Origin of the sequence: Streptomyces sp. WM4235 (assembly GCF_001279725.1) — a bacterium.
Classification (GTDB): domain Bacteria; phylum Actinomycetota; class Actinomycetes; order Streptomycetales; family Streptomycetaceae; genus Streptomyces.
This window is the reverse complement of record NZ_LGDE01000035.1, coordinates 1-25,151: the sequence shown is the minus strand read 5'-3', so window position 1 is coordinate 25,151 and position 25,151 is coordinate 1. Positions and strand designations below refer to the sequence as shown.

The 25,151-nt window shown below is 73.0% G+C and carries 14 protein-coding genes; 8 read left to right on the top strand and 6 right to left on the bottom strand.

What is annotated here, in order from left to right; genetic code table 11:
• The first annotated feature begins 89 nt into the window (after positions 1-89).
• Complete coding sequence (locus ADK55_RS05115; protein ID WP_078998495.1) at positions 90-1,295, top strand: MFS transporter; 1,206 nt, start codon at positions 90-92, stop codon at positions 1,293-1,295.
• Between the two features lie 303 nt (positions 1,296-1,598).
• On the opposite strand, the gene ADK55_RS05110 is transcribed toward ADK55_RS05115, so the two are convergent.
• Complete coding sequence (locus ADK55_RS05110; protein ID WP_053676247.1) at positions 1,599-2,408, bottom strand: alpha/beta fold hydrolase; 810 nt, start codon at positions 2,406-2,408, stop codon at positions 1,599-1,601.
• A gap of 194 nt (positions 2,409-2,602) precedes the next feature.
• On the opposite strand from ADK55_RS05110, the gene ADK55_RS05105 reads away from it, so the two are divergent.
• The 6 genes from ADK55_RS05105 to ADK55_RS05080 all read left to right on the top strand — a co-directional run bounded on the left by ADK55_RS05105 (position 2,603) and on the right by ADK55_RS05080 (position 17,202).
• On the top strand, positions 2,603-10,057 hold the full coding sequence (locus ADK55_RS05105) for an amino acid adenylation domain-containing protein (RefSeq protein WP_053676246.1): 7,455 nt from the start codon (positions 2,603-2,605) through the stop codon (positions 10,055-10,057).
• 28 nt (positions 10,058-10,085) lie between these two features.
• Positions 10,086-11,258 (top strand): FAD-dependent oxidoreductase, encoded by a 1,173-nt coding sequence (locus ADK55_RS05100; protein ID WP_053676312.1) that lies wholly within the window; start codon positions 10,086-10,088, stop codon positions 11,256-11,258.
• A 26-nt stretch (positions 11,259-11,284) separates the two neighbouring features.
• Positions 11,285-12,172 carry an SDR family oxidoreductase gene (locus ADK55_RS05095; RefSeq protein ID WP_234349901.1) on the top strand — a complete coding sequence of 296 codons (888 nt, stop codon included), beginning with the start codon at positions 11,285-11,287 and terminating at the stop codon, positions 12,170-12,172.
• A 389-nt stretch (positions 12,173-12,561) separates the two neighbouring features.
• A complete protein-coding gene (gene paaN, locus ADK55_RS05090) occupies positions 12,562-14,337 on the top strand; it encodes a phenylacetic acid degradation protein PaaN (RefSeq protein WP_078998493.1) in 1,776 nt (591 codons plus the stop codon).
• Positions 14,334-15,647: a helix-turn-helix transcriptional regulator gene (locus tag ADK55_RS05085; RefSeq protein ID WP_053676244.1), complete on the top strand. Its 1,314-nt coding sequence runs from the start codon at positions 14,334-14,336 to the stop codon at positions 15,645-15,647. Before paaN ends, ADK55_RS05085 begins: the two co-directional genes overlap by 4 nt.
• A gap of 109 nt (positions 15,648-15,756) precedes the next feature.
• Positions 15,757-17,202 carry an NAD(P)/FAD-dependent oxidoreductase gene (locus ADK55_RS05080; protein ID WP_053676243.1) on the top strand — a complete coding sequence of 482 codons (1,446 nt, stop codon included), beginning with the start codon at positions 15,757-15,759 and terminating at the stop codon, positions 17,200-17,202.
• Positions 17,203-17,229: 27 nt separating this feature from the next.
• On the opposite strand, the gene ADK55_RS05075 is transcribed toward ADK55_RS05080, so the two are convergent.
• A complete protein-coding gene (locus ADK55_RS05075; protein ID WP_053676242.1) occupies positions 17,230-17,685 on the bottom strand; it encodes an Lrp/AsnC family transcriptional regulator in 456 nt (151 codons plus the stop codon).
• Between the two features lie 123 nt (positions 17,686-17,808).
• Between ADK55_RS05075 and ADK55_RS05070 the strand changes: the two genes are divergently transcribed.
• The gene (locus ADK55_RS05070) at positions 17,809-18,810 is read left to right on the top strand and encodes an asparaginase (RefSeq protein ID WP_053676241.1); all 1,002 of its coding nucleotides are present in this window, start codon (positions 17,809-17,811) and stop codon (positions 18,808-18,810) included.
• 114 nt (positions 18,811-18,924) lie between these two features.
• On the opposite strand, the gene meaB is transcribed toward ADK55_RS05070, so the two are convergent.
• The 4 genes from meaB to ADK55_RS05050 form a co-directional block, all read right to left on the bottom strand.
• Entirely contained in the window at positions 18,925-19,908 is a 984-nt protein-coding gene (meaB, locus tag ADK55_RS05065; RefSeq protein WP_053676240.1) for a methylmalonyl Co-A mutase-associated GTPase MeaB, read from the bottom strand.
• 10 nt (positions 19,909-19,918) lie between these two features.
• Complete coding sequence (gene scpA / locus ADK55_RS05060) at positions 19,919-22,108, bottom strand: methylmalonyl-CoA mutase (RefSeq protein WP_053676239.1); 2,190 nt, start codon at positions 22,106-22,108, stop codon at positions 19,919-19,921.
• Entirely contained in the window at positions 22,105-23,964 is a 1,860-nt protein-coding gene (locus tag ADK55_RS05055; protein WP_053676238.1) for a methylmalonyl-CoA mutase family protein, read from the bottom strand. Before ADK55_RS05055 ends, scpA begins: the two co-directional genes overlap by 4 nt.
• 79 nt (positions 23,965-24,043) lie before the next feature.
• On the bottom strand, positions 24,044-25,151 hold a 1,108-nt coding region (locus ADK55_RS05050), incomplete at its 5' end, for an ROK family protein (protein ID WP_053676237.1).

Below are 25,151 nucleotides of genomic sequence, written 5' to 3'. Positions count from 1 at the left end.
CCGCTCGGCGGCCGATCGAGTAGTCCCGCTCATCGAAGGATGAGGGATCGGCCGTTGTTCCCGCAGGTCGCGACGGGTTTGCTGAGGGCATGGCACAGACTGAGGAAATTGCAGACACCGCCGGGGTGTCGGAGCGCTCGGCGACCCGCGGTTGGTTGGGCGTCGTGGCGGTCGCCAGTGCGACCTTCACCGTGGTGACGTCCGAGATGCTGCCCGTGGGCCTGCTGACGCCCATCGGGGACGCGCTGCGGGTGACCGAGGGCACCGCCGGGCTGACGCTTACCATCACCGGGCTCGTCGGCGCGTTGTCCGCGCCGCTGTTGACCCCGTTGTTGGGTCGGTTCGACCGGCGGACCGTGCTGTGCGCGTTGATGTTGGTGTTGACGGCGGGCAACCTGATCGCGGCCTGGGCCCCGAACTTCGCGGTGATGGTGGTGGCGCGCGTGCTCGTCGGCATCGGGATGGGCGGCGTCTGGTCGATCGCGGCGGGTCTGGCGGTACGGCTGGTGCCGCCGAAGTCGATCGGTCCCGCGACCTCGCTGGTCTTCAGCGGTATCGCGGTGGCGTCCGTGCTCGGCGTCCCCGCGGGCACGTACATCGGTGAACTCGCCGACTGGCGAACCGCGTTCGTGGTGATCGCGGCCCTGGCCCTGATGGTCCTGGTGGCGCTCGCGGCGTTGCTGCCGCGGCTCCCCGCGGAGCAGGAGGTCCGTCTGAGCGGGGTGATGCGGCTGTTCGGCCGGCCGCCGGTACGGACCGGGCTGATCGTGGTGGCCCTGTTGGTGACCGGACACTTCGCCGCCTACACGTACGTACGGCCCGTGCTGGAGGAGGTCTCCGGCGCGAGCGCGGGTCTGATCGGCACGCTGCTCCTCGTGTACGGAGTCGCGGGCGTCATCGGCAACTTCGCCGCGGGCGCCGGCGCCGGGCGCTCTCCGCGCGCCACCCTGCTCGTGATCAGCGTGGTCCTGGCGGCGACGGTCGCCCTGGTGCCGGTGCTCGGTGGTTCCGTGCTGACGGCCGGTGTGCTGCTCGCGGTGTGGGGTCTGTCCTACGGCGGTGTGTCCGTCAGTACCCAGACCTGGCTGCTGGCCGCCGCGCCCGACGCGCGGGAGGCGGCGTCCTCGCTGTTCGTCGGCGTGTTCAACGGGGCCATCGCCCTGGGCGCGTTGGTCGGCGGGCTCGCGGCGGACGGCGCCGGGGTCAGCGCGGTGATGTGGCTGGGCGGCGCCCTCGCGGCCGGCGCCCTGCTGGCCACGGCCCTGGGCCGGGCCCCCGACAGCGGCCGGCTGTGAGTTGCGGGCTCCGGCCGGTGCCGATTCCAGGTCCGAGTCGAGGGGCCTGACTCGCCCGGCTCCGAGTCGGCCGGTCGCAGTCCGACCCGGCACCCGAGAACGTTCCGGCGCCCAACCCCTGGGTCCCGCCGTCCCTCCGCTCCCCGCCGCCCGTGGCCGGGCGTCGGTGCGGGGCGGACGGCGGGGCCGGGCGCCGGGGCACGACCGGCGGGACCCCGCGACCGGGGCTCGGCCCCACCGCGCGGTCCCGCCATCCGACCCGCCGTGGCGCGGACGCGCCCGGCCGTCCCGCCCGGCCCTCGGTCAGCGGTCGGTCGCCGCCGCGCCCTCGGTCTCCGCGAGGAACGCGTCGATCAGTTCGGCCCACTCGTCGGGCCGCTCCGCGGCGATGGCGTGACCGCAGTCGAGGGTGACCAGGCGGGCGCCCGGGATCGACTCGGCCAGTTCGCGGGAGTGAACGGGAGTGATCAGGAGGTCCCCGGTCGGTGACACGACGAGGACCGGCACCGCGAGGCGGGCCAGGTCGTCCCGTACGTCGATGTCGTCGAACAGGGCGAGCTGCGCGTCGGTGCCCGGGGGCATTCCCGCCGCGAAAAGCGCGAGCTGCTCTTCGATCTCCTCGGCGGAACGCTCATCGAGCCAGTCGGTGCCGCCGACGACCAGGGAGAGATAACCGGCCAGGACCCGGTCGTCCTGATCGGGCGTACCCAACTTCCGCCAGGTGTCCACGACCAATCTCAGGCGGGCATTCGGGTGGGCGAAGCCGGCGGACAGAACGAGTGCGGTAACCCGTTCCGGATGTCGGACGGCAGCCCGCACGGCCACGGCTGAACCCATCGAGAAGCCGGATATTGCAAAAGAATGTACGCCGCATTGCACGGCGCTTTCCACAATGTGATCGGCCAGTCGATCAAGGGACAGTGGGCCATCCGGAAGGGGGGTGTCACCGGATCCCGGATAATCCGGTCCTATCACGGTGCGACGGCCGGCGAGCGTTTCGAGGATCGGGCCGTAACTGTCCTCGATGTCGCTGCCCGCACCGTGTGCGAGCAGCAGTCCTGGTCCTCTTCCGTGAACGAGGACGGATTTCCCGGAGGTGAGTCGAGAGGTCATGGCGAGATCCTAGCGAGGGCCCGACCTGATATCCGTGGAATATTGCGCGGATCACAGTATTCCCGCACATCACTACCAGATCGAGTGGTGGACCTTTACTCACATGAGTAGTGGTGCACCGGATTGGCGGAAACGTAGGCTCCTGAGCATCGGGCGGCAGACATTCGATGGCCCGAATTAGCGAAGGAAGGCCGATGCTCGTAACACGCCAGCTCCCGTTGTCCGCCTATCAGCGAGACATTTGGGCTGCCGAGTCCACCGCGCCGGGTGACCCCCAGTTCAACGTGGTCATTCATGAGCGGCTGGTCGGCGTTGTCGACGTGGAACACCTGATGGAATCCTTGGAAGGGGTTCTCCGGAACAACGACGCGTTCTCCCTGCGCTTCGACGAGCAGGACGGTATTCCCTGCCAGTGGGTGGCCGGGGAGGCGGAGCGGGAGGAGTCGGGGCCCTGGGTCGAGTACGTCGACCTCTCCGACGAACCCGATCCCGCGGCGGCCTGTGCCGCGTGGCGCGAAAGCGCCCTCGGCCGCCCGTTCACGTTGCGTCGTTCGCGTCTGTTCACGGCCGTGGTGCTGCGGGAGGGCCCTTCGGTCGTGCACGTGCACCTGACCGCCCACCATCTGATCGCCGACGCCTGGGCCCTGAACCAGGTCACCCTTCAGCTCTGGGACCGTCACGGCCGCGGCGACGGGGCGGGCCCCGCCGCGCCCTCGGTGTTCTCGCTCCTGGCGGCCGACGACGCGTACCGCGCCTCCGCCGCGTTCGACGAGGACCGGGCCTGGTTCCGGCAGGCCCTGACCGGGGTGCGCCCCGCGCTGTTCACCCGCCGGGCCGCCGTGAAGGCGGGCGGTGAACGGGCCCGGGCCCGGTACGGCTTCACCGTGGACGCCGAGCTCGTCCGCCGGGTCCGCGAGCGGGGCGGATCGCCCTTCGCCCACCTCGCGGCCGCCTTCGCCGCCTACTTCACGCGCGTGCACCGTACCGAGGAACTGGTGCTCGGAGTCCCCTTCCTGAACCGCCACTCGGACGAGCAGCGCGCGACCGTCGGCCAGGTCGCCAACAGCCTCCCGCTGCGCGTGCCCGTCGGCTCCGCGGACACCCTGCACGCGCTGGCCGACACCGTTCGCCGCGGCACGCGGGAGATCCGCGCCCACGAACGGCTCGCGCTCGGCGACGTGTTGCGCGACCTGCCGGTCGCCGGTGGCGGGTCCCGGCAGCTCTTCGACATCACCCTGTCCTACCTGCGCCACCCGCGCCCCGCCGCTCCGGCGGACGGCGTCGCCCCCGTCTCGACCGTGCTGGCCCCCGTCCACCACCAGGACGCCCTGTCGGTGATGGTCCACGCCTTCGACGACGACGCCGCGCTGCGCGTCGACCTCGACTATGCCCTCGACGTCTTCGACGAGGACCACCCCATCGCCTCCGTCGCCGGCCACCTGCTGCGACTGCTCGACGCCGCGCTCACCGAGCCGGAGCGGCCGGCGGTACTGCTGCCGCTGCTCGACAAGGTCGAGGCCGAGGAACTCGCCGGGCTCGAACAGGGGCCCCAGGTCCCGTACGCGAGTGACCGGACCGTGCATTCCCTGATCGCCGAGCAGGCCGCCCGCACCCCGGAGCGGATCGCCGTCACCGGCGCCGCCGGGGCTCCCGCGTTGACGTACGGCCGGCTCGACACCCGCGCCGATCAGGTGGCTCGAGCGCTGCGCGCACGCGGCGTGGAGGTCGGGGACCGGGTGGCCGTGCTCATGGACCGTTCGCCGGACCTGATCGTCGCCCTGCTCGGCGTGCTGAAGGCCGGCGGGGCCTACGTACCGGTGGACCCCGGCTACCCGGCCGAACGCATCGCCTACCTGCTCGCGGACAGCCGGGCCAAGGTCGTCCTCGCCGACCGCGACACCGACACCGGCGCATACACGGACGCGTACACCGACCCGCACACGGGCACGGGCACAGGTACGGACGGCGCCGGCGACCCCGTGCCCGTGCTGCGTCCGGCCGACCTGGCCGACGGTCCGGATCTGGCCGACGGTCCGCATCTGGCCGACGGTCCGGATCTGTCGGACGGTCCGGGGGAGCCCCTCCCCGACGCGGCCACCGCCCGCGACCTCGCGTACGTGATCTACACATCCGGTTCGACCGGCCGCCCCAAGGGCGTCATGGTCGAGCACCACTCGGTGGTCAACCGGCTCGCCTGGATGCAGCGCACGTACCCGGTCGGCGAGGGCGACGTCCTGCTCCAGAAGACACCCATCTCCTTCGACGTCTCCGTGTGGGAACTGTTCTGGTGGGCGATCGAGGGCGCGACCCTCGCCCTGCTGCCCGTCGGCGGCCAGCGCGATCCCCGCGGGATCCTGCGTTCCATCGCCGAACAGGGCGTCACCACCCTGCACTTCGTCCCTTCCATGCTCGGCCCGTTCCTCGATCTGCTGGAGGACCGGCCGGAGCTGCGCGCCGAAGCGGCCTCCCTGCGCCAGGTGTTCTGCAGCGGCGAGGCGCTGCCCGCCGCCCGCGTCGAGCAGTTCCACCGCGTGTTCGGCGGCCTCGGCGACGGAGCACCGCGCCTGGTCAACCTGTACGGGCCCACCGAGGCCACCGTGGACGTCTCGTACCACGACTGCCGTGTCGCGACCGATGGCCGGGTCCGGCGCGTGCCGATCGGCCGGCCCGTGGACAACACCTCCCTGTACGTCCTGGACGCGCACGGCGCGCGGCAGCCCGTCGGGGTCCCGGGGGAGCTGTGCATCGGCGGTGTCCAGGTCGCCCGCGGCTATCTGGGGCGCCCGGACCTGACCGCCGAGAAGTTCACCGACGACCCCTTCGCCCCGGCCGGCGGCCGTCTGTACCGCACCGGTGACCTGGCCCGTTGGCTGGCCGACGGCACGCTGGAGTACCTGGGCCGAATCGACGGCCAGGTCAAGATCCGCGGCAACCGGGTCGAGCTCGGCGAGGTGCAGAACCGGCTGGCCTCGCTCACCGGGGTGCGGGACGCGGTCGTCGTCGACCACCGGTCCGGGAGCCGCGGGACCCTGCTGGTCGCCTACTACGTCGCGGACTCGGACCTCAGCCCGGCCGCCCTGCGCTCCGAACTGGCCTCGGCCCTGCCGGAGTTCATGGTGCCCTCGCACTTCATCCGGATCGACGCGGTCCCGCTCACCCCGAACGGCAAGGCCGACCGTCGGGCCCTGCCGGCCCCTTCGGCCACCTCCGGGCGGCAGGAGTACACGGCCCCGCGCAATGCCACCGAGGAGACGATCGCCGCCGTCTGGGCCGAGGTCCTGGAGGCGGAGCGGGTGGGGATCCACGACGACTACTTCGCGCTCGGCGGAGACTCCATCACGATGCTGCGCATCCGGGCCCGCGCCGAGAAGGCCGGGATCCTGTTCTCGTTGACCGACCTGGTGCAGCAGCCGACCGTCGCGCAGCTCGCCGCCCGGTCGGTGACCGGCGGGGCGAGCGCCGGGGCCACGCCCGCGCTCGAACCCTTCGCCCTGGTGTCCGGCGTGGACCGGGCCCGGCTGGAAGGCCGAGCCGACGCCTACCCGCTCACCCGGCTCCAGCTCGGCCTGCTCTACCACAGCCGGGCCGAACAGCACTCGGCCGTCTACCACGACGTGTTCCAGTACAGCCTCACGGCCCCGTGGGACGAGCAGGGGCTGAGGCGCGCGTTCGAGGCGCTCGTCGCCCGGCACCCGGTGCTGCGTTCCTCCTTCGACCTGGGTTCGTTCTCCGAGCCGCTCCAGATCGTCGACCACCGGGTGACGGGCGGCTTCGACGTCGCGGACCTGCGTGGACGTCCCGAGACCGAGGCGCTCGCCGCGATCGAGGCCCACGTGGACGAACGCCGCTACCACCGCTACGACTTCGAGAGCGCTCCGCTCTACCACCTGCGGGCCCACGTCCGTGACGAGACGCTGGAGCTGGTCCTCAGCTTCCACCACGCGATCCTCGACGGCGGCAGCGTGGCCACTCTGGTCGCCGAGCTGCTGCGGGACTACCTGCACGGGCTGGGGCTGCCCATTGGCGCGGTGGCCGAGACCGCCCTGCCCTCGGCGGCGCTCCACGTGCGCGCCGAGCGGGAGGCGTTGGAGTCGGACGCCGCGCGCACGTTCTGGCGCGAGCGGCTGAAGGACGCCCCGCTGCTGCGGCTGGAGGCGTTCCGCGGCCACGAGGCACCGGGGCCGGACGGCCAGATCACCCGGATCGTCGATCTGCCGGACGAACTCACGCTTCGACTGGGAGAGTTCGCCCGCGAGCGGTCCTTGCCGGTGAAGTCGGTGCTGTTCGCCGCGCACTGCCTGACCCTGGGCCTGTTCGCCGGCTCGGCGGACATCACCACCGGACTCGTCACCCACGGACGCCCCGAGGTCGAGGACGCCGACCGGATCGCCGGCCTGTTCCTCAACACCATGCCGGTGCGGCTCGGCACCGCCGCCGACAGCTGGGCCGACGTGGTCCGGGCCGCCTTCCGCCAGGAGCAGCAGAGCCACGCCCACCGGCGCTACCCGCTCAGCGCGATCCAGGAGGACCGGGGCGCCACCGTCCTGGAGACGGCCTTCAACTACATCCACTTTCGGCAGTTGGCCGCGGTCTTCGAGCTGCCCGGCGTCGAGTTGCTGTCCTTCCGCACCTGGGAGGAGACCAACTTCCAGTTGCTGGTCAACGCCATGACCGACCCGGTGGACGGGTCCGTGCGGCTGCGGCTGGACCATCACGGGCAGACCTTCACCCCGGCCCAGGCGGACCTGTACGCCGAGCGGTTCACCGCGATCCTGGACCGGCTGGTCCATCACCCGGACGAGGCACCGGACTTCGGCTTCCTCGTACCGGCGGGCGCCGACCTCGAAGCCACGCCGGCGCTCGCCTCCACGGCCGCCCCGGCGATCAGCTCCACGGCCGCCCCTGCGGTCGACGGGGGGCCGCCGGACGTGGTGCGCGCCGTCGCGGCGCAGAGCGCCCGGACCCCGGACGCCACCGCCGTGGTCTTCGGCGAGCGCCGCTGGACCTACGCCGAACTCGACGCGTCCGCCGACCGGGTGGCCCGCGAGCTGATCGCGCTCGGGTCGCGGCCCGGCGACCGGATCGGCATCGCGATGGACCGCTCGCCCGAGACGATCGCCGTCATCCTCGGCGTGATGAAGGCGGGGGCGGCGACCGTTCCGCTGGACGTCAGCTACCCCGTGGACCGGCTGACCGCCATGGTCGAGCAGGCCCGCCCGTTCCGGATCATCGCGAACGCCGCCCACCGGTCGGTGCTCGGCTCGCCGGCATCGGTGCTGCTCGCCGAGGACGTGTTCGGCGAACCGGGGACGGACGGGACGGCCGGGACCGGCGGCTCGGGTGGCACGGACGGCGCCGGCAGCGCGGCCGAGGAGGCCGGGCGCCCCTACCTGCCCCGGATCCCGGCGGAGGTCACGGACGAGATCACCCCGGACTCGCTCGCCTACATCCTGTTCACCTCCGGCTCCACGGGCGCGCCCAAGGGCGTGGCCATGCCGCACCGTTCGCTGGCCCACCTGGTGGCCTGGCAGAACTCCGTCCCGAGCGGGGTGGTCGGCGGGGTCACCGCCCAGTACGCGCCACTCAGCTTCGACGTCTCCTTCCAGGAGATCTTCTCCACCCTCGCGGGCGGCGGCACCCTGCTCGTGCTGTCGGAGGAGGAACGGCGCGACATGCCGGGGCTGCTGCGCCTCCTGGACCGGGCCGGTGTCGAACGGATCTGCCTGCCCTACGTGGCGCTCCAGCAACTGGCCGAGACCGCCGACGCGCTCGGCCTGGCGCCCCGGGCGCTGAAGGCGCTGCTCTCCTCGGGCGAGCAGCTGCGCGTCACCGACGAGATACGCCGGCTGTGCGCGGCCCTGCCGGGGGTGATCCTGGAGAACCAGTACGGGCCCACCGAGTCCCACGTGATCACCGTGCACACGATGCAGGGCGACCCGGCGGCCTTCCCCGCCATGCCCCCCATCGGCCGGGCCATCGCCGGTTCGGCGGTGCACGTCCTGGACTCCCGGCTGCGGCCGGTCCCCACCGGGGTGCGCGGCGAGCTGTACCTGGCCGGGGCCTGCCTGGCCGAGGGGTACGTGGGGCGCCCGGACCTGACCGAGGAGCGGTTCGTGCCGCACCCCTCGCCGGCCGCCGCGGCGGCGGGTGAGCGCCTCTACCGGACCGGCGACCTGGGCTTCGTCCTGCCCGGCGGCGACGTGGTGTGCCTGGGGCGGGCGGACGCGCAGGTCAAGGTGCGCGGGTACCGGGTGGAGCCGGCCGAGGTGGAACTCGCCATCACCCGCTTCGCGTCCGGTCACCCCGGTATCGCGGAGGCGGCCGTGGTGGCCCGTCGCCGCGAGGGCAACGACTCGTTCCTCGCCGCGTTCCTGACCGGTGAACCGGCGGGCGCGGACCTGAAGCTGCTGCGCAAGCAACTGCGGACGGTCCTGCCCGACTACATGATGCCCTCGCACTTCGAGTGGGTCGCGGACCTGCCGCTGACCCCGAGCGGCAAGCGCGACGACGCGGCCCTGCGCGGCGCCCCGCTGAGCGTCTCCGCGACGGCGGACACCTCGGCGGCGCCGCGCGACGCGTACGAGCAGACCCTGTCCGAGATCATCGGGGACCTGCTGCAACTGCCCGCGCCGGGCGTCCACGACAACATCTTCGACCTCGGTGCGACCTCGCTGACGGCGATGCGTCTGGTGGTCCTGATCGAGCAGCGCTACGGGATCAACGTGCCGCTCTCGGAGTTCGTCTCTGCGCCGACGGTCGCGGAGTTGGCTTCGCGGCTGCGTTCGGGCGAGGCGATGACCGCCTTCGACCCGCTGGTGCCGATCCGTCCGGCCGGCGCGAAGCGGCCGATGTTCTTCGTCCACCCGATGGGTGGGAACGTGCTCTGCTACGTCCGTTTCGCCAAGTACCTGCCGGACGACCAGCCGTTCTACGCCCTCCAGGCGGCGGGCGGCGACCCGGGCACCGAGCCGCTGCGCAGCGTCGAGGAGATCGCCGCCAGTTACATCGAGGCGCTGCGCCGGGTCCAGCCGAGCGGCCCGTACGCGATCGGTGGCTGGTCGTTCGGCGGGTTCGTCGCCTTCGAGATCGCGCGCCAGTTGCGGGCGGCGGGCGAGGAGATCCAGCGGCTGGTGCTGCTGGACACCACCGCGCTGAACCCGGGGCGCCGGCTGACCACGAACGACGACGCGCTGCTCGGCTGGTTCTTCTGGGAGCTGCTGTGGCTGCGGCGCGGCGGTGACTCGCCCCTGGAGCTGATCCCGGACCGGCTGACGACGCTGGAGGAGAAGTTCGACTTCATCGCGCAGCTCGCCATCGACGAGGGCGTGCTGCCGGCGGGGAGCACGGGGGCCGTCGTACGGCGCCTGTTCCACGTGTACGAGGCCAACTGGAAGGCGGCGTTCGCCTATCGGCCCGAGGTGGTGGACCAGGACATGGTCCTCATCCACGCCGCCGAGCCGCTGCCGGGCGTACTGAACTCCATGCACACGGCGATCGAGAGCATGCACGCGGACCCCAGCAACGGCTGGCGCGAGCGCACCAGCGGTGAACTCGACGTCGTGGACGTACCCGGTGACCACCTGACGATCATGGAGGAGCCGTACGTGGCCCACATGGTCCGGGTCGTCACCGATCTGATCGGACACTGAGATGACGCGGAAGGCGATGGCGCGGAACATGACGCGGAAGAAGAAGGCCCTGGTCGTCGGAGCGGGCATCGGCGGTCTCACCGCCGCCGTGGCGCTGCGCGAGGCGGGTTTGGACGTCGAGGTGTACGAGCGGGCGGGCGAGCTGCGGGCCGCCGGTTCGGGGCTGTCGGTGATGAGCAACGCCATCGCCGCCCTGGACTCCCTGGGCGTGGGCATCGACCTGGCCAAACGCGGCCGGGTGCTGCGCTCCTACCACGTGAAGACGGCCACCGGCCGGCTCATCCGGGAGTTCCCCTTCCCGGAGATCATCGAACGCCTGGGCGTGCCCAGCGTGCTGATCACCCGGGCCGAACTCCAACACGCCCTGCTGGAGGCGGCGCAGGGCATCCCGCTGCACCTGGGCGCGGCGGCGACCGGATTCACCGCGGAGGGGGCGCCCGGCGAGGGGGTCGAGATCACCTTCGACGACGGCACCTCAGCGCACGGGGACGTGCTGATCGGGGCCGACGGCTTCCACTCGGTGGTGCGCCGGCAACTGGTGGGGCCCGAGGACTCGCAGGACAGCGGATACGTGTGCTGGCTCGCGGTGATCCCCTTCGAGCACCCGCGGTTCACCCCGGGGTCGGTGACCCACTTCTGGGGCAGCGGGAAGCGGTTCGGGCTCGTGGACATGGGCGCGGGGCGACTGTACTGGTGGGGCACGAAGAACATGCCGGCCGAGCTGTCGCGGGACTGGAAGGGCGGCAAGGCGGAGGTCCTGCACGCCTACGACGGCTGGGCCGACGAGGTGCGCCAGGCGATCCTCGCCACCCCCGAGGAGTCGATCATCGCGGTGCCCTCCCGGGACCGGGCGTTCCTGGAGCGCTGGGGCCGGGGGCCGGTGACCCTGCTCGGCGACGCGGCGCACCCCATGCTCACCAGCCTGGGCCAGGGATCGGGCATGGCGATCGAGGACGCGGTGGTGCTGGGCAGGGCGCTGGCGGGTGCGGGTGACCTGCCGCGGGCGCTGCGCCGGTACGAGGACGAGCGCCGCGAACGGACCCGGGGCATGGTCGCCGCCTCGCGTGGCATCAGCTCCTTCGAGCAGTCGGAGGACCCGATCCGCCGGCCGGTCCGGGACGCCTACTTCCGGTTCATGCCGCAGCGCAGGCTGACGCGCACGCTGGAGGACTCCCTGACCTTCCCGGCGGTGGCCGGATGAGTACCGCCGATCGCAGGAGGAAGACCGTGTCCGTCGTTCCCTTCCGTGCCCCACTGTCCCCGCGCGGCCGGTCCGTGCTCGTCACCGGGGCCTCCTCGGGGCTGGGCCGGGCCTGTGCGCTGGGCCTGGCGGAGGCCGGGTTCCGGGTGTTCGCCGGCGTCCGCAAGGAGGCCGACGGCCCGGAGTCGACCGGTTCGGCGGAGGCGTTCGGCGCCATCACGCCGGTGCGGGTGGACGTGACCGACGAGGCGTCGGTGGCCGAGGCCGCCGAGCGGATCTCGGGCCTGGTGGGCGAGGACGGGCTGTGGGGGCTGGTGAACAACGCGGGCATCTGCGTCTCCGCGCCCCTGGAGTGCGTCTCGCCGCAGCGGCTGCGCGAGCAGTTGGACACGAACGTGGTGGGACAACTCGCCGTCACCCAGGCGTTCCTGCCGATGCTGCGGCGCACCCGGGGCCGGGTGGTCAACGTGACCTCGGGGCTGGGCAGCGTGGCGATCCCCTTCCTCGGGGCCTACGCGTCGGCGCAGTTCGCGAAGGAGGCGCTGACGGACGTGCTGCGTCGTGAGCTGCGCCCGCTGGGCGTGGACGTGGCCCTGGTGCAGCCGGGCGCGATCATGACGCCGATCTGGGGCAAGGTGTCCGTGGCCGCCCGGTCGGCCATGGACGGGGTGCCCGAGCACATCGCGGAGTTGTACCGGATCCCGTTCAACCGGTTCCTGCACCACAACGAACAGCAGGCCCGTGCGAGCGAGACCCGTCCCGAGGACTTCGCGGAGACGGTCCGACAGGCGTTGACGGCCGCCCGCCCGCGGTCGCGCTACCGGGTGGGCTCCGACGCCCGCAAGGTCAGCGTCCTGGCGCGGGTGCTGCCCGATGCCGCGCTCGACCGCTACCTGCGTCCGATCACGGAGTGACGGACCGCCGGTAAGGGTCCATAGGGCCCTGGAAGTCGTACAGATCCGGCCAGTTGGCACACCCGTCGGAGCCCGTCCGGCGATCGGTTCACGCCATGTCGTGGCCGAGAGTATCGAGTTGGGCGGCATGTGAGCATCGTCACGGTTTGCTCGCGGCTCCGGCGGGTGGGTGCGGCTTCCCGGGCCTGGGCCGGGATTCGTCCCGCGGAGTGGAGCGCGGCGCTCCGCCCACCCCGCGGGTTTCGGCCCCACCCCTGTGAAGGGGCCGTCAATTCCGTACATGACCGGACTGCGCCGTGGCCGCAAACGGCCGATTTAGTGTGATCGCCGAGGCCTTCCGAATCGGCGGTCCGGACCGGACACCGACCCGTGAGACAAGGATGAGGATCATGGCGCCCATCGTGCGGCCCGTCCCCGACCTCCGCGACGCGACAGCCCAACCGGCTGGACCGAGCGCGGTGAACCAGTTCCTCGCCCGGCACGGCGCCACCCTCGACCGTGCCCGCGAGGCCGTCCGCACCCGTGAACACTGGTCGCCCTACTCCGAGGACCCGCAGGACCCGGCGGCCTACGGACCGGGGGCGGTCGCCGCCGGGGCGGCGGCCCACCGCGCGCTGCTCGGCCGACCGCTGGAACTCGGCCAACCCGGCCGGGACGGCACGGTGGGCCCGGACCCGGAGAGCGGCGGTGAACGCTCTCCCTTCGGCGGCCTGTTGGGGATCTCCTACGCGCACTGCGACCCCGACGTCCTGCTGCCCGCCATGACCGCCGCCCTCCCGGCCTGGCGCGACGCCGGCCCCGAGACGCGCGCGGCCGTCTGCGCGGAGATCCTCCACCGGATCAACGCGCAGAGCTCCGCCTTCGCGTACGCCGCCGTCCACACCAGCGGCCACAACTTCCTCATGGCCTTCCACGCGGGCGCCGTGCACGCGCAGGACCGCGGCCTGGAGGCGGTGGCCCGCGCCCTGGAGGAGCAGACGCGGCTGCCCGCCCGCGCGACCTGGCGCAAACCCCTCGGCGACGGGCGCACCATCACCTTGGACAAGACCTTCACCGTGGTGCCCAGGGGCGTCTCCCTGGTGATCGCCAACAGCGTCTTCCCCACCTGGAACAGCTATCCGGCCCTCTTCGCCTCCTTGGCCACCGGGAACCCCGTCCTGGTCAAACCGCACCCGGCGGCCGTGCTCCCGCTCGCCCTCACCGTGCGCACGGCCCGCGAGGTGCTCGCCGAGGCCGGCTTCCCCCCGGACCTGGTGTGCCTGGCGCCCGAGCATCCCGGCGAGGGCTCGGCGCGACACCTGGCCCTGCGTCCGGAGGTCCGCCTCGTCGACTACGCGGGCGGCACCGGCTTCGGGGCCTGGCTGGAGACGCACGCCCGCCAGGCCCGTGTCCTCACCGCCGGCTCCGCGGTCAACAGCCTGCTCGTGGAGTCGACCGCCGACTACCGGGACATGCTGGCGAACCTGGCCTTCTCGGTCTCCCTGTACAGCGGTCAACTGTGCACCAGCCCGCAGAACCTGCTCGTCCCGCGCGCCGGCATCACCACCGACGAGGGCCACAAGACCTTCGAGGAGGTCGTCCGTGACCTGGGGGGCGCGCTCGACACGCTGCTCGCCGACGACGCCGAGGCCTGCGCCGTCCTGGGCGCGCTCCTCTCGCCCGCCGTGCGGGGCCGCCTGGAGCGCGTGATGGCCGGGGAGGCCGGCCCGGTCGCGGTCCCCTCCCGCCCGGTGCGCGACCCTGACCACCCCGAAGCGGTCGTGCGCACCCCGGCCGTGGTGACCCTCGACGCCGCCCGAGCCGCCGACCTGTCGACGCTGCTCACCGAGTGGTTCGGCCCGGTCGTGCTGGTCGTCGCGGTGGACTCCGTCGCCGACGGCGTCGAGCTGGTCGCCCGGACCACCCGCGAGTGCGGCGCGCTGTCCGTCGGGCTGTACTCGACCTCGCCCGAGGTCGAGACCGCGATGGCCGGGGCCTGCGCCGAGGTCGGGGTGATGCTGTCGGCGAACCTGATGGGCGACTGGTACATCTCCCAGTCGGCCGTCTACTCAGACCTGCACGGGACGGGCATGAACCCGTCGGGGAACACGGTGTACTGCGACACCACCTTCGTGACGGAACGTTTCCGCACGGTCGGGGTCCGGCGCTACGGCGGTTCGTCGTGAACTCCACCCTCACCGGCACGCCCCTGCGCGGCCGCGAGCGCGAGATGCGGCTGATCCGCGAGGTCCTGGAGCGCGGCCTGCGCGGCGGCTCCGCCGTCGTGGCCGTCGAGGGCATGCCGGGCATCGGCAAGACCCGGCTGCTCCAGGAAGCCGCCGCCCTCGCCGCCCGCCTCGGCTACATCGGCGGGAACCGCCCCGACGCCGGCCGGCGCGCCGCACCCCACACACCGCCCGCGCCGGCGCGCCGTGTCCGCGGCCGGGCCGGGAAGTGCCACGCGCCCGCCGGCCCCACCCTCGTCCTCCTCGACGATCCGCGCCGGACCCCGCACGGGGCACACGCGCCGGGCGTCCTTCCCGAACCGCTTCCGGCCGGACCCACCCGCGAACGACCCGGCGGCGACCCCGTGGTGTGGCTGGTGACCCACCGGCCGGGCGAGGGACCGCTGCTGCCGGGCGCTCTCGCCGGGCGCAGCGAGCGGTTGCCGCTCGGCCCGCTCGGGCCCTCGTCGACGCTGGCGCTCGCAAGGGACCTGCTGGGCGCGACGCCCTCACCCTCCCTGGTCCAGCTCGTCGACCGGGTGGGCGGCCACCCCCGGCTGCTGATCGAACTGCTGACCGGGCTCGGGGAGGAGGGCGGCCTGGAGTTCGTCGACGACGAGGTCCGACTGCGGACCCAGCGGCTCCCGGCCCGCCTGGTCACCCGGGTACGCGCCACCCTGGGGCGCTTCTCGCCGGCCTGCCGCCAACTGCTGCACGTGGCGGCGGTGTTGGGTGACGAGGTGGTGTACGAGGACGTCGCGTTGATGCTGCGGACCTCGGTCGCGGCCCTGCTGCCCGCGCTGGAGGAGGTCGAGGCGACCGGCGTCGTGCGCAACGACGGCGTCCGCGCCGCCTTCGCCAACCCGCTGCTGCGCCGGGTCATCACCGACTCGATGCCCGACTCGCTGAGACTGTCCCTCCAGCGGGAGGCGGTCGCGCTGCGGACCGCGTACCGCGAACGGCGCGAGCCGCACCTCGGCATCTGGCCGGCGCCGCCGGTCGTGCCCACGGCGGCGGAGGGGCCGCGCGAGGCCCCGGCCGCCGCCGGCTCCGGGCTGAACGAGCAGCAGCGGATCCTCGTCGGGCTGGTGGGGGAGGGGCTGACCAACCAGCAGATCGCCCGGCGCCTGGCCCTGTCCCCGCACACCGTCAACTACCACCTGCGCAAGCTGTACAAGGCCTTCGGCGTGAGCTCCCGGATCGACCTGCTGTCGGCGGTCGAGCAGCCCGGCGCCGCTCCGGGCCGCGGCGCCCACGCCCACCGGAACTGACCCGCCCCGGCGCCCGGACCCGTACCGGCCGCCCGTCCACCGGGCCGCCCGCCCGTACCGGACGGCCGCCACCCCCACCGCACCACACCGACCGTGGAGACCCGTACCCGTGAGCGATCTCGTCCTCTCCCGCACCTGGCCCGCGACCGACACCCCCGCCCCGACCCGCCGCACCCCCTGGCTGCGCGACGCCCTGCGGGCCGAACCCGACGACGGCCGCTCCCCGCACCTGCTCGACGAGGTGCGCTGCGACGTCCTGGTGGTCGGCGGCGGCTTCACCGGTCTGTGGACCGCCCTGGAGATCCTGCGACGCGCCCCCGGCACGGACATCGTGCTGATCGAGGCCGATGTGTGCGGCGGCGGCGCCAGCGGGGCCAACGCCGGTTACCTGATGCCGATGTGGGCCCGGTTCAGCAGCCTCGTCGCCATCGGCGGGTACGAGGAGGCCCGCCGGCTGGGCGAGGCCTCCGCCGAGGCCGTCGACGACATCCTGGACTTCGCCGACACCCACGGCATCGACATCGAGCACCGACGCGGGCCGTGGATGTGGGCCGCCTCCTCGCCCGCCCAACACGGCTCCTGGCGGCAGACGTTGGCGGACCTCGCCCGCGCCGGCACGGAGCCGCTGCACGAGGTGTCCGCCGCCGAGTCCCGCCGGGCCGTCGGTACCCGCAACCACTTCGGCGCCGTTCTCGACCCGGGTTGTGCCACCCTGCAACCCGCGAAGCTGACCCGGGGCATGCGCCGGGTCGCCCTCGACGCCGGGGTGCGCGTGCACGAGCGCACCCCGCTGACCGCGCTGCGCAACGCGCCCGGTCGCACCACCGTGGCGCACACCCCGTACGGCCGGGTCCACGCCGACCGGGTGGTGCTGGCCGTGAACGCCTGGGCCGGGCAGTTGGAGGACCTCGGCCGGCGCATGGTGACGGTGGCCAGCGACACCGTGCTCACCGAGCCGGTGGCCGACCGGCTCGCGGCCATCGGCTGGCAGGACGCCACCTCGGTCTGCGACTCCCGCCGGCGCCTCAACTACTACCGCACGACGCCGGACGGCCGACTGCTCTTCGGCAAGGGCGGCTCCGGGGTGGCCTTCGGCAAGAGCGGCCCGGACACCCTGTGGGGCGGGGCGCTGCGCCGGCGTGAACTGGAGCGCCAACTCGCCCGGCTCTTCCCGGAACTCGCCGACGCGCCCGTGGACGCGGCCTGGACCGCGCCGGTCGAGTACTCCACCACCTCGCTGCCCTTCGCCGGGTGGCTGCGGACGGTGCCCGGGGTCTGTTACGCCACCGGCTACTCCGGGGACGGGGTGGGCCCCTCGCGGCTGATGGCGAAGGTGCTCGCCTCCCTCGTCCTGGGCACCGACGACGAGTGGGCGCGGTCGGCCTTCACCCGCCCGCCGGGCGGCTGGATCCCGCCGGAGCCCGTGCGTTACCCGGGCGCCCGGGTGGTGATGCCCGCGCTGCGGGCCGTGGAGTACCGCGAGGACCGGGGGCGCGGGGTGCCGGCGCTCGTCAAGCGGCTGGCCTCGATCGACCCGTCGGACTTCCGTCGCTGACCGCGGCGGCCGGCCCGGCGTCCGCGGTCACAGGTCCACGGGCAGGCCCGTGTGGTCCTTGATGCGCTTCATGATGATCTGCGAGTTGACCTCGGTGACCCCGGACAGCGCGGTGAGCTGTTCGATCCACAGGCGCTCGTAGGCGCGCAGGTCGGCGACGGCGATGCGCAGCAGGCAGCCGGGACTGCCGAACAGGCGGTAGGCCTCGATGACGTCGGGGATGTCCTGGAGGGCCGCCTCGAAGGCCTCGACCGCCTCGCGGTCGCGCCGCACCTCGACGGAGACCAGCACCTCGAAGCCGCGGCCCACCGCCTCCGGGTCGATCACCGCGCGGTAGCCCTGGATCACCCCGTCCTGTTCGAGTTGGCGGACCCGGCGCATGCAGGGGGAGGGGGTCAGGCCGACGCGCTGGGCCAGCTCCTGGTTGCTGAGGCGGCCGTCCTGCTGAAGCTCGCGCAAGATTTCGCGATCGATGGCATCCATGGCGCAATCATCCGCCACCCAATGTAACGCCGGGGCCTAAAGTGGCAATCTCATTGCGCGTAGATCTTACTATCATTGCCTTTATCGGAATTGTGTGCGATCAGGCGTGAGGGAAGGGCGGGCATGGGACGCATCGTCGTCATCAGCACCGGCGGAACGATAGCCAGCCGCTGGCAGGGGTCCGGCTTCGCGGCCGACGCCGACGGCAGCGAGGTGATGGCCACCGCCCCGCTCCCCGAGGGCATCACCGTCGAGGTCGTGGACCTGTTCAGCGTCAACAGCCCCCGGCTCACCACCGCCCACCAGCTGACCCTGCTCCGCACCGTCCACGAGGTCCTCGCCGACCCCGACGTCGACGGCATCGTCGTCACCCACGGCACCGACACCCTGGAGGAGTCGGCCTTCCTCGTCGACCTCCACCACCACGACCCGCGCACCGTCGTCTTCACCGGCTCGCAACTGCCCATGGGCTCCGCGGACGGCGACGGCCCGGGCAACCTGTACGACGCGCTGCTCACCGCCGCCTCCACCCGCGGGCTCGGCGTCCTGATCACCTTCGCCGGACGGGTGCACGCCGCGCGCGGGACCGTGAAGACCCAGGCCGTGGCCCTGGACGCGTTCGCCGACCCCTCGAAGGAACTGCTCGGGAAGATCGGCTTCGGCAAGGTCACCATGCTGCGCACCCCGCAGCGACCGACCCCGCTCGCCCTGCCCTCCATGCCGGAACTGCCGCCCCGCGTGGACATGGTGATGCACCACGCCGACGGCGACCCGGTGCTCCTGAACGCCGCCGTCGAGGCGGGCGCGCGCGGCATCGTCCTCGTCGGCACCGGGGCCGGCAACGCCACCCCCGAGATCGTCGACGCGGTACGGGACGCCGTCGAGCGGGGCGTGCTGGTCGCCCTGACCACGCGGGTCGCCGCCGGGCCGGTCACGGAGATCTACACGCACGGCGGGGCGGTCGACCTGGTCGCCGCCGGGGCCGTCCCCTCCGGGACGCTGCGCGCGGGTCAGGTGCGCATCGCCGTACTGTCCGCGCTGCTCGCGGACGTCGAGCCCGACGAACGGGTGCGGGTCCTGCGCGACGCCCTGGCCTCCGGCGGGCCGGTGCTGGTCGAGGCCTGACCTCCGCGACCTCGCGCGAGGGCGGGGCGGGCACGGGAATCCCCGGCCCGCCCCGCCCTCGTCGTACGCCCCCGTGTTCGTCCCGCACCCCGCGCCCCGCCGGATCCGGGCCCGTCAGGAGGCGTGGAAGGCCTTCAGGATCCGGTCCGCCGCCAGGGTCGGAGTCAGGGTGCCCTCCCGCACCGAGGCCTCCAGCGCGGGCGCGAGATCGCGTACGGCCGGATCGGCGCGCAGCCGCTCCAACAGCTCCTCGCGCACCATCGACCAGGTCCACTCCACCTGCTGCGCGGCCCGCTTCGCGGCCAGCCGCCCGCCCGCCTCCAGCAGCCGGCGATGCTGCTCCAGGCGGTTCCAGATCTCGTCCAGACCCGCCGACTCCCGCGCGCTGCACGTCAGGACCGGCGGGGTCCAGGCCGCGTCCGCCGGATGCATCAACCGCAGCGCGCCCGCCAGTTCACGCGCCGCCGCCTTCGCCTCGCGTTCGTGCGGGCCGTCGGCCTTGTTCACGGCCAGCACGTCGGCCAGTTCCAGGACGCCCTTCTTGATGCCCTGGAGCTGATCGCCCGTACGGGCCAGCGAGAGCAGGAGGAAGGAGTCGACCATGCCGGCCACGGTCGTCTCCGACTGGCCGACCCCGACCGTCTCGACGAGGACCACGTCGTAGCCCGCCGCCTCCATCACGATCATCGACTCACGGGTGGCCTTGGCGACCCCGCCCAGCGTGCCCGCCGAGGGGGAGGGCCGGACGAAGGCCGCCGGGTCCACCGCGAGGCGTTCCATCCGGGTCTTGTCGCCGAGGATGGAGCCGCCCGTGCGGGTGGAGGACGGGTCCACGGCCAGGACCGCCACCCGGTGGCCCAGCGCCGTGAGCATCGTGCCGAAGGCGTCGATGAAGGTGGACTTGCCCACCCCCGGGACGCCGCTGATGCCGATCCGGCGCGCGCGCCCCGAGTGCGGGAGCAGCTCCGTCAGGAGCTGCTGGGCCAACGCCCGGTGGGCGGGCAGGGTGGACTCGACGAGCGTGATGGCGCGCGCGACGAACGCGCGCTTACCGTCGAGGACCCCCTTCGCGTACGCCTCGATGTCGATCTTCGGCATCGACGCCCGCCTACAGCTCGTGCCCGAGATCCGCGGCCAGCCGCGTCACCAGGTCGTGGGCCGCGTCCGGGATCACGGTGCCCGGCGGGAAGACCGCCGTGGCACCCATCTCCAGCAGCGTCGGCACGTCCGCGGGCGGGATCACCCCGCCCACCACGATCATGATGTCCTCGCGCCCCTCCTCCGCCAGCTGCTCGCGCAGCGCCGGCACGAGGGTCAGGTGACCGGCCGCCAGCGACGACACGCCCACCACGTGGACGTCCGCCTCGACGGCCTGGCGGGCCACCTCCGCCGGGGTCTGGAACAGCGGGCCGACGTCCACGTCGAAGCCCAGGTCGGCGAAGGCGGTGGCGATCACCTTCTGGCCGCGGTCGTGCCCGTCCTGGCCCATCTTGGCGACCAGGATGCGCGGACGACGGCCTTCCGCCTCCTCGAACCGGTCGACGAGCGCACGGGTGCGCTCCACGGACGGGGACTCGCCTGCTTCCATGCGGTACACACCCGAAATGGTACGGATCTGGCTCGCGTGCCGCCCGTAGACCTTCTCCAGGGCGTCCGAGATCTCACCCACGGTCGCCTTGGCGCGGGCCGCGTCGACCGCGAGCGCCAACAGGTTGCCCTCGCCGCTGCCCGCCGCGTTCGTCAGCGCCCGCAGGGTGTCCTGGGTGACCGCCTCGTCGCGCTCCTCGCGCAGCCGCCGCAGCTTGGCGATCTGCTGCGCGCGCACGGACGAGTTGTCGACCTTGAGGACGTCGATCTGCTCGTCGGTCTCCACGCGGTACTTGTTCACGCCGATCACCGGCTGCCGGCCGGAGTCGATCCGCGCCTGCGTACGGGCCGCGGCCTCCTCCACGCGCAGCTTCGGGATGCCCGCGTCGATGGCCTGGGCCATGCCGCCGGCCGCCTCGACCTCCTCGATGTGCTGCCAGGCCCGCCGAGCGAGGTCGTAGGTCAGCTTCTCGACGTACGCGCTGCCACCCCACGGGTCGATCGACCGGCAGGTCCCCGACTCCTGCTGGAGCAGCAGCTGGGTGTTGCGGGCGATGCGCGCCGAGAAGTCCGTCGGCAGGGCGAGGGCCTCGTCGAGGGCGTTGGTGTGCAGCGACTGGGTGTGCCCCTGGGTCGCCGCCATCGCCTCGATGCAGGTGCGCGTGACGTTGTTGAAGACGTCCTGGGCCGTCAGCGACCAACCAGAGGTCTGCGAATGGGTGCGCAGCGAAAGCGACTTGGCGTTCTTCGGGTCGAACTGCTTGACCAGGCGCGCCCACAGCAGGCGGGCCGCGCGCAGCTTCGCGACCTCCATGAAGAAGTTCATCCCGATGGCCCAGAAGAAGGACAGTCGGGGCGCGAACGCGTCCACGTCCAGCCCCACGGCCTGCCCGGCCCGCAGGTACTCCACGCCGTCCGCGAGGGTGTACGCCAGCTCCAGGTCGGCCGTCGCCCCCGCTTCCTGGATGTGGTAGCCGGAGATCGAGATGGAGTTGTACCGGGGCATCTTCTGCGAGGTGAAGGCGAAGATGTCCGAGATGATCCGCATCGACGGCTTCGGCGGATAGATGTAGGTGTTGCGGACCATGAACTCTTTGAGGATGTCGTTCTGGATGGTCCCGGCGAGCTTGTCGGGGGAGACGCCCTGCTCCTCCGCCGCCACGATGTAGAGCGCGAGGACCGGCAGCACGGCACCGTTCATCGTCATCGACACCGTCATCTTGTCCAACGGGATCCCGTCGAACAACTGCCGCATGTCGTAGATCGAGTCGATGGCCACGCCCGCCATGCCGACGTCGCCCGTCACGCGCGGGTGGTCGCTGTCGTAGCCGCGGTGCGTGGGCAGGTCGAAGGCGATCGACAGACCCTTCTGGCCGGCCGCGAGGTTGCGCCGGTAGAAGGCGTTGGACTCCTCGGCCGTGGAGAAACCGGCGTACTGCCGGATCGTCCAGGGCTGGTTGACGTACATCGTCGGGTAGGGGCCGCGCAGGTACGGCGCCACACCCGGGTACGTCCGCAGGAAGTCCAGGCCCTCCAGGTCACGCCCGGTGTACAGCGGCTTGACGCCGATGCCCTCGGGGGTCTCCCACAGCAGTTCGGAGGCACCGCTGCCGGTGGACTCCTTGACGGCGGCGCGCCACTGCTCCTCGGAGACACCGGCCGTCGCGTCGCCGTTCAGCGCGAGTTCGGAGAAGTCGGGGATGCCGCTCACGGGGCCACTCCCATCCGGTCGAGTACGGAGGACAGTACGGCGACCGCGTCGCAGCCGGCGAAGACGTACTCGTCCACGGCCTGCCCGGCGGTACCGGGCCTGCCGGCGAGGAACACGGTCGTGGCGCCGGCCGAGCGCAGGGCCGCGGCCACCGCCTCGGCCTGCTCCTCGTACAGCGCGTCGCTGGAGCACAGCACCGCCATGCCGTCCGCGCCGCTCGCGGCGTAGGCGGCGGCGGCCGTCTCCGGGGTCACCGACACCGGGTCGTGCACCGGCTCGACGCCGCCCGCCTGGAAGAGGTTCGAGGCGAAGGTGGCGCGGCCGGTGTGCGCGGCCGCCGGCCCCAGGGCCGCCAGGAAGATCCGCGGCCGGGCCCCGGTCGCCGCGAGGTGCGCGTCACCGCGGGCGCGCAGGGCCTCGTACGCCTCGTCGCGCCGGACGCGGGGCAGCCCGCCGGTCGGTCCCTCGGGCGCGGGTTCGCGTACGACGGGCTTCTCCGACAGGTTCGGGAACTCGCTGACGCCGGTGATCGGTTCGCGGCGCTTGGCGAGCTTCTTGGAACGCTCGGCCCAGGTGGCCGCCAGGCGCTCGGCGACCAGGCCGGAGCGCAGGGCCTCGGGAAGACCGCCCGCCTTCTCCACCGTGCGGAAGAACTCCCAGGCGGCAGCGGCGAGTTCGGTGGTGAGCTGCTCGACGTAGTAGGAACCGCCGGCCGGGTCGATCACCCGGGCCAGGTGCGACTCCTCCAACAGGATCGTGGAGGTGTTGCGGGCGATGCGGCGTGCGAACGCGTCGGGCAGGCCCAGGTCGTGGTCGAAGGGGAGCACGGTGACGGAGTCCGCGCCGGCCACGCCCGCCGCCATGCAGGCGACGGTGGTGCGCAGCATGTTCACCCACGGGTCGCGCCGGGTCATCATCACCGGTGAGGTGACCGCGTGTTGACGCTGCGCGGCGGCCTCCGGGACCCCGCAGGCCTCGCCGATCCGGGCCCAGAGTCGGCGGGCGGCGCGCAGCTTGGCGATGGTGAGGAACTGGTCGGCGGTGGCCGCGTAGCGGAACTCCAGCTGCCCGAAGGCCTCTTCGGTGCTCACGCCGGCGTCCGTGAGGGCGCGGAGGTAGGCGACGCCGGTGGCCAGGGACAACCCCAGCTCCTCGGCCGCGCTGCCGCCCGCCTCGTGGTAGGGCAGGGCGTCCGCGACCAGGGTGCGTACGTGGGGCCAGTCGGCGGCCGTCTCCCGGGCGAGCGCGGCGGCCTCGGCGAGGTCGAGCGGCTCACCCGTACGGGCCTCGTGTCCCAGCGGGTCGACACCGAGCGAGGCACGGGCGGCCTCGGGGGCCACCCCGCGGTCGGCGTACAGGTCCAGCAGCGCGCGGGCGGCGTCGGCGTACGCGGCGCCCGCGTCGAGCGTGATCGGGGCGAGGTCGAGGTAGACGCCCTCCAGGGCACGGGCGAGACCGTCCACCGGGAGCCCGGTGGGGCCCAGGGTGAGCCAGAGGGAGGTGGTGCCGTTCTCCAGGTCCGCCAGGGCCGCCTCGTTCACCCGAACGGGGTCGCTGCCGGCGAGCCGCTGGCGTACGTCCCAGCCCGACGCGCTGGTGCCCTCGGGCGTGCCGCCGCGGACGAAGGGGGCGAACCCGGGGAAGCCGGTGTCCTCCGCGTCGGGGCGTGCGGTGTACAGGGGGCGGGTGCGGAGCCCGTCCTCAAGCGTGGTGGACAACGCGTCTTCAGCTGCCTCGCCGGAGGCTTCCTTGCCCGACTTGCGCAGTACGCCTTCAACCAGGCGCTGCCACTGCTCATGTGTCGCGTCAGGAAACTCGGCGGCCAGGGAGAGCCCGTCGTCAGGCAGGACCGTCATGGCTCGAATGCTAGGGGGGTCGCTCAATCGAGACCAGGACCGCCGGATGTGATCTCGCACTCGCAGGTCAGCGGGTGAGTTACCCGCGAGTAGGGGTATGGGGGGCGATGTCGGGCAGGCCGGTGGGCGCGGTGGCGGCGGCGAGGGCGGGCGCGGCGGCGGGGTCCTGGAACAGCGGGCCGAGCAGGACCGTCGCCGACGCCTGGGTGAGGACCGCCGGACCCGCGTACGGGCCGATGATCCGGGCCGGGTCGTCGCAGACGTGCGACTGGGCCGTCGCCGCCTCGCGGATCTCGTCGAGATAGCCCTCGTGCAGGATGCTCGACAGCTCCGAGACCAGCAGCACCGCCGGGTTGAACACGTCCAGCAACAGGGCCGCGGCCCGCCCCACCGCACGGGCCCGCCCGCGCAGCAGCCGGTCGGCGCGGGGATCGCCGGTGGCGGCCGCGTCCACGATCAGCCCGATGGCCGGCTCCGGAACGATCCCGAGGCGCACGGCCTCGGCGCCCAGGGCCGTGTCGGAGGCGGTGGCCTGGAGGCACCCCGTACGGCCGCACGCGCACCGGACCGCCGATCCGGGGACGGGAAGGTGGGCGACGTCGCCCGCGGCCGCACCCGGGCCCTGGTGGACGGTGCCCTCGATGCCGAACGCGGCGTCCACCACGTTGCCGATGAACAGGTGCACGAGGCTGCGGCGGGCCGACGGGTGCCCGAACAGCATCTCGGCGCGGGCCACGGCCCGGGCGTGGTTGTCCAGGTGCACCGGCAACCCCAGGGCGGCCGAGAGCTCGGCCGCGAGCGGCTTGTCGTACCAGCCGAGCGCCTCGTGCCGTACGACGGTCCCCTCGGCGGGGCGGATCCAGCCGCCGAGCGCGGCGCCGATGCCCAGGAGGGGGCGGTGGGCGGTCTTCGCCGCCGGCCCGGTGGCGGTTCCGGTGTGGCCGTGCGTGGCGTGGCCGTGCTCGCGGAGGAAGCGGCCCAGTTCCGTCGCGAGGCGGGCGGATGTCGGCGGTCCGTCCGTGTGCGGGAGGGTGCGTCGGGCCACCACCTGGCCGCGGAGGTCGACCAGGCTGAAGTTCGAGGCGGGCACGCCGATGTGCAGTCCGGCGGCGAGCGGACCGCCCACGGCCCCCGTGTGCAGGTCCAGCGGGATCCGGGGGCGGCCGGCGGTGCCGGGCCCACCCGCC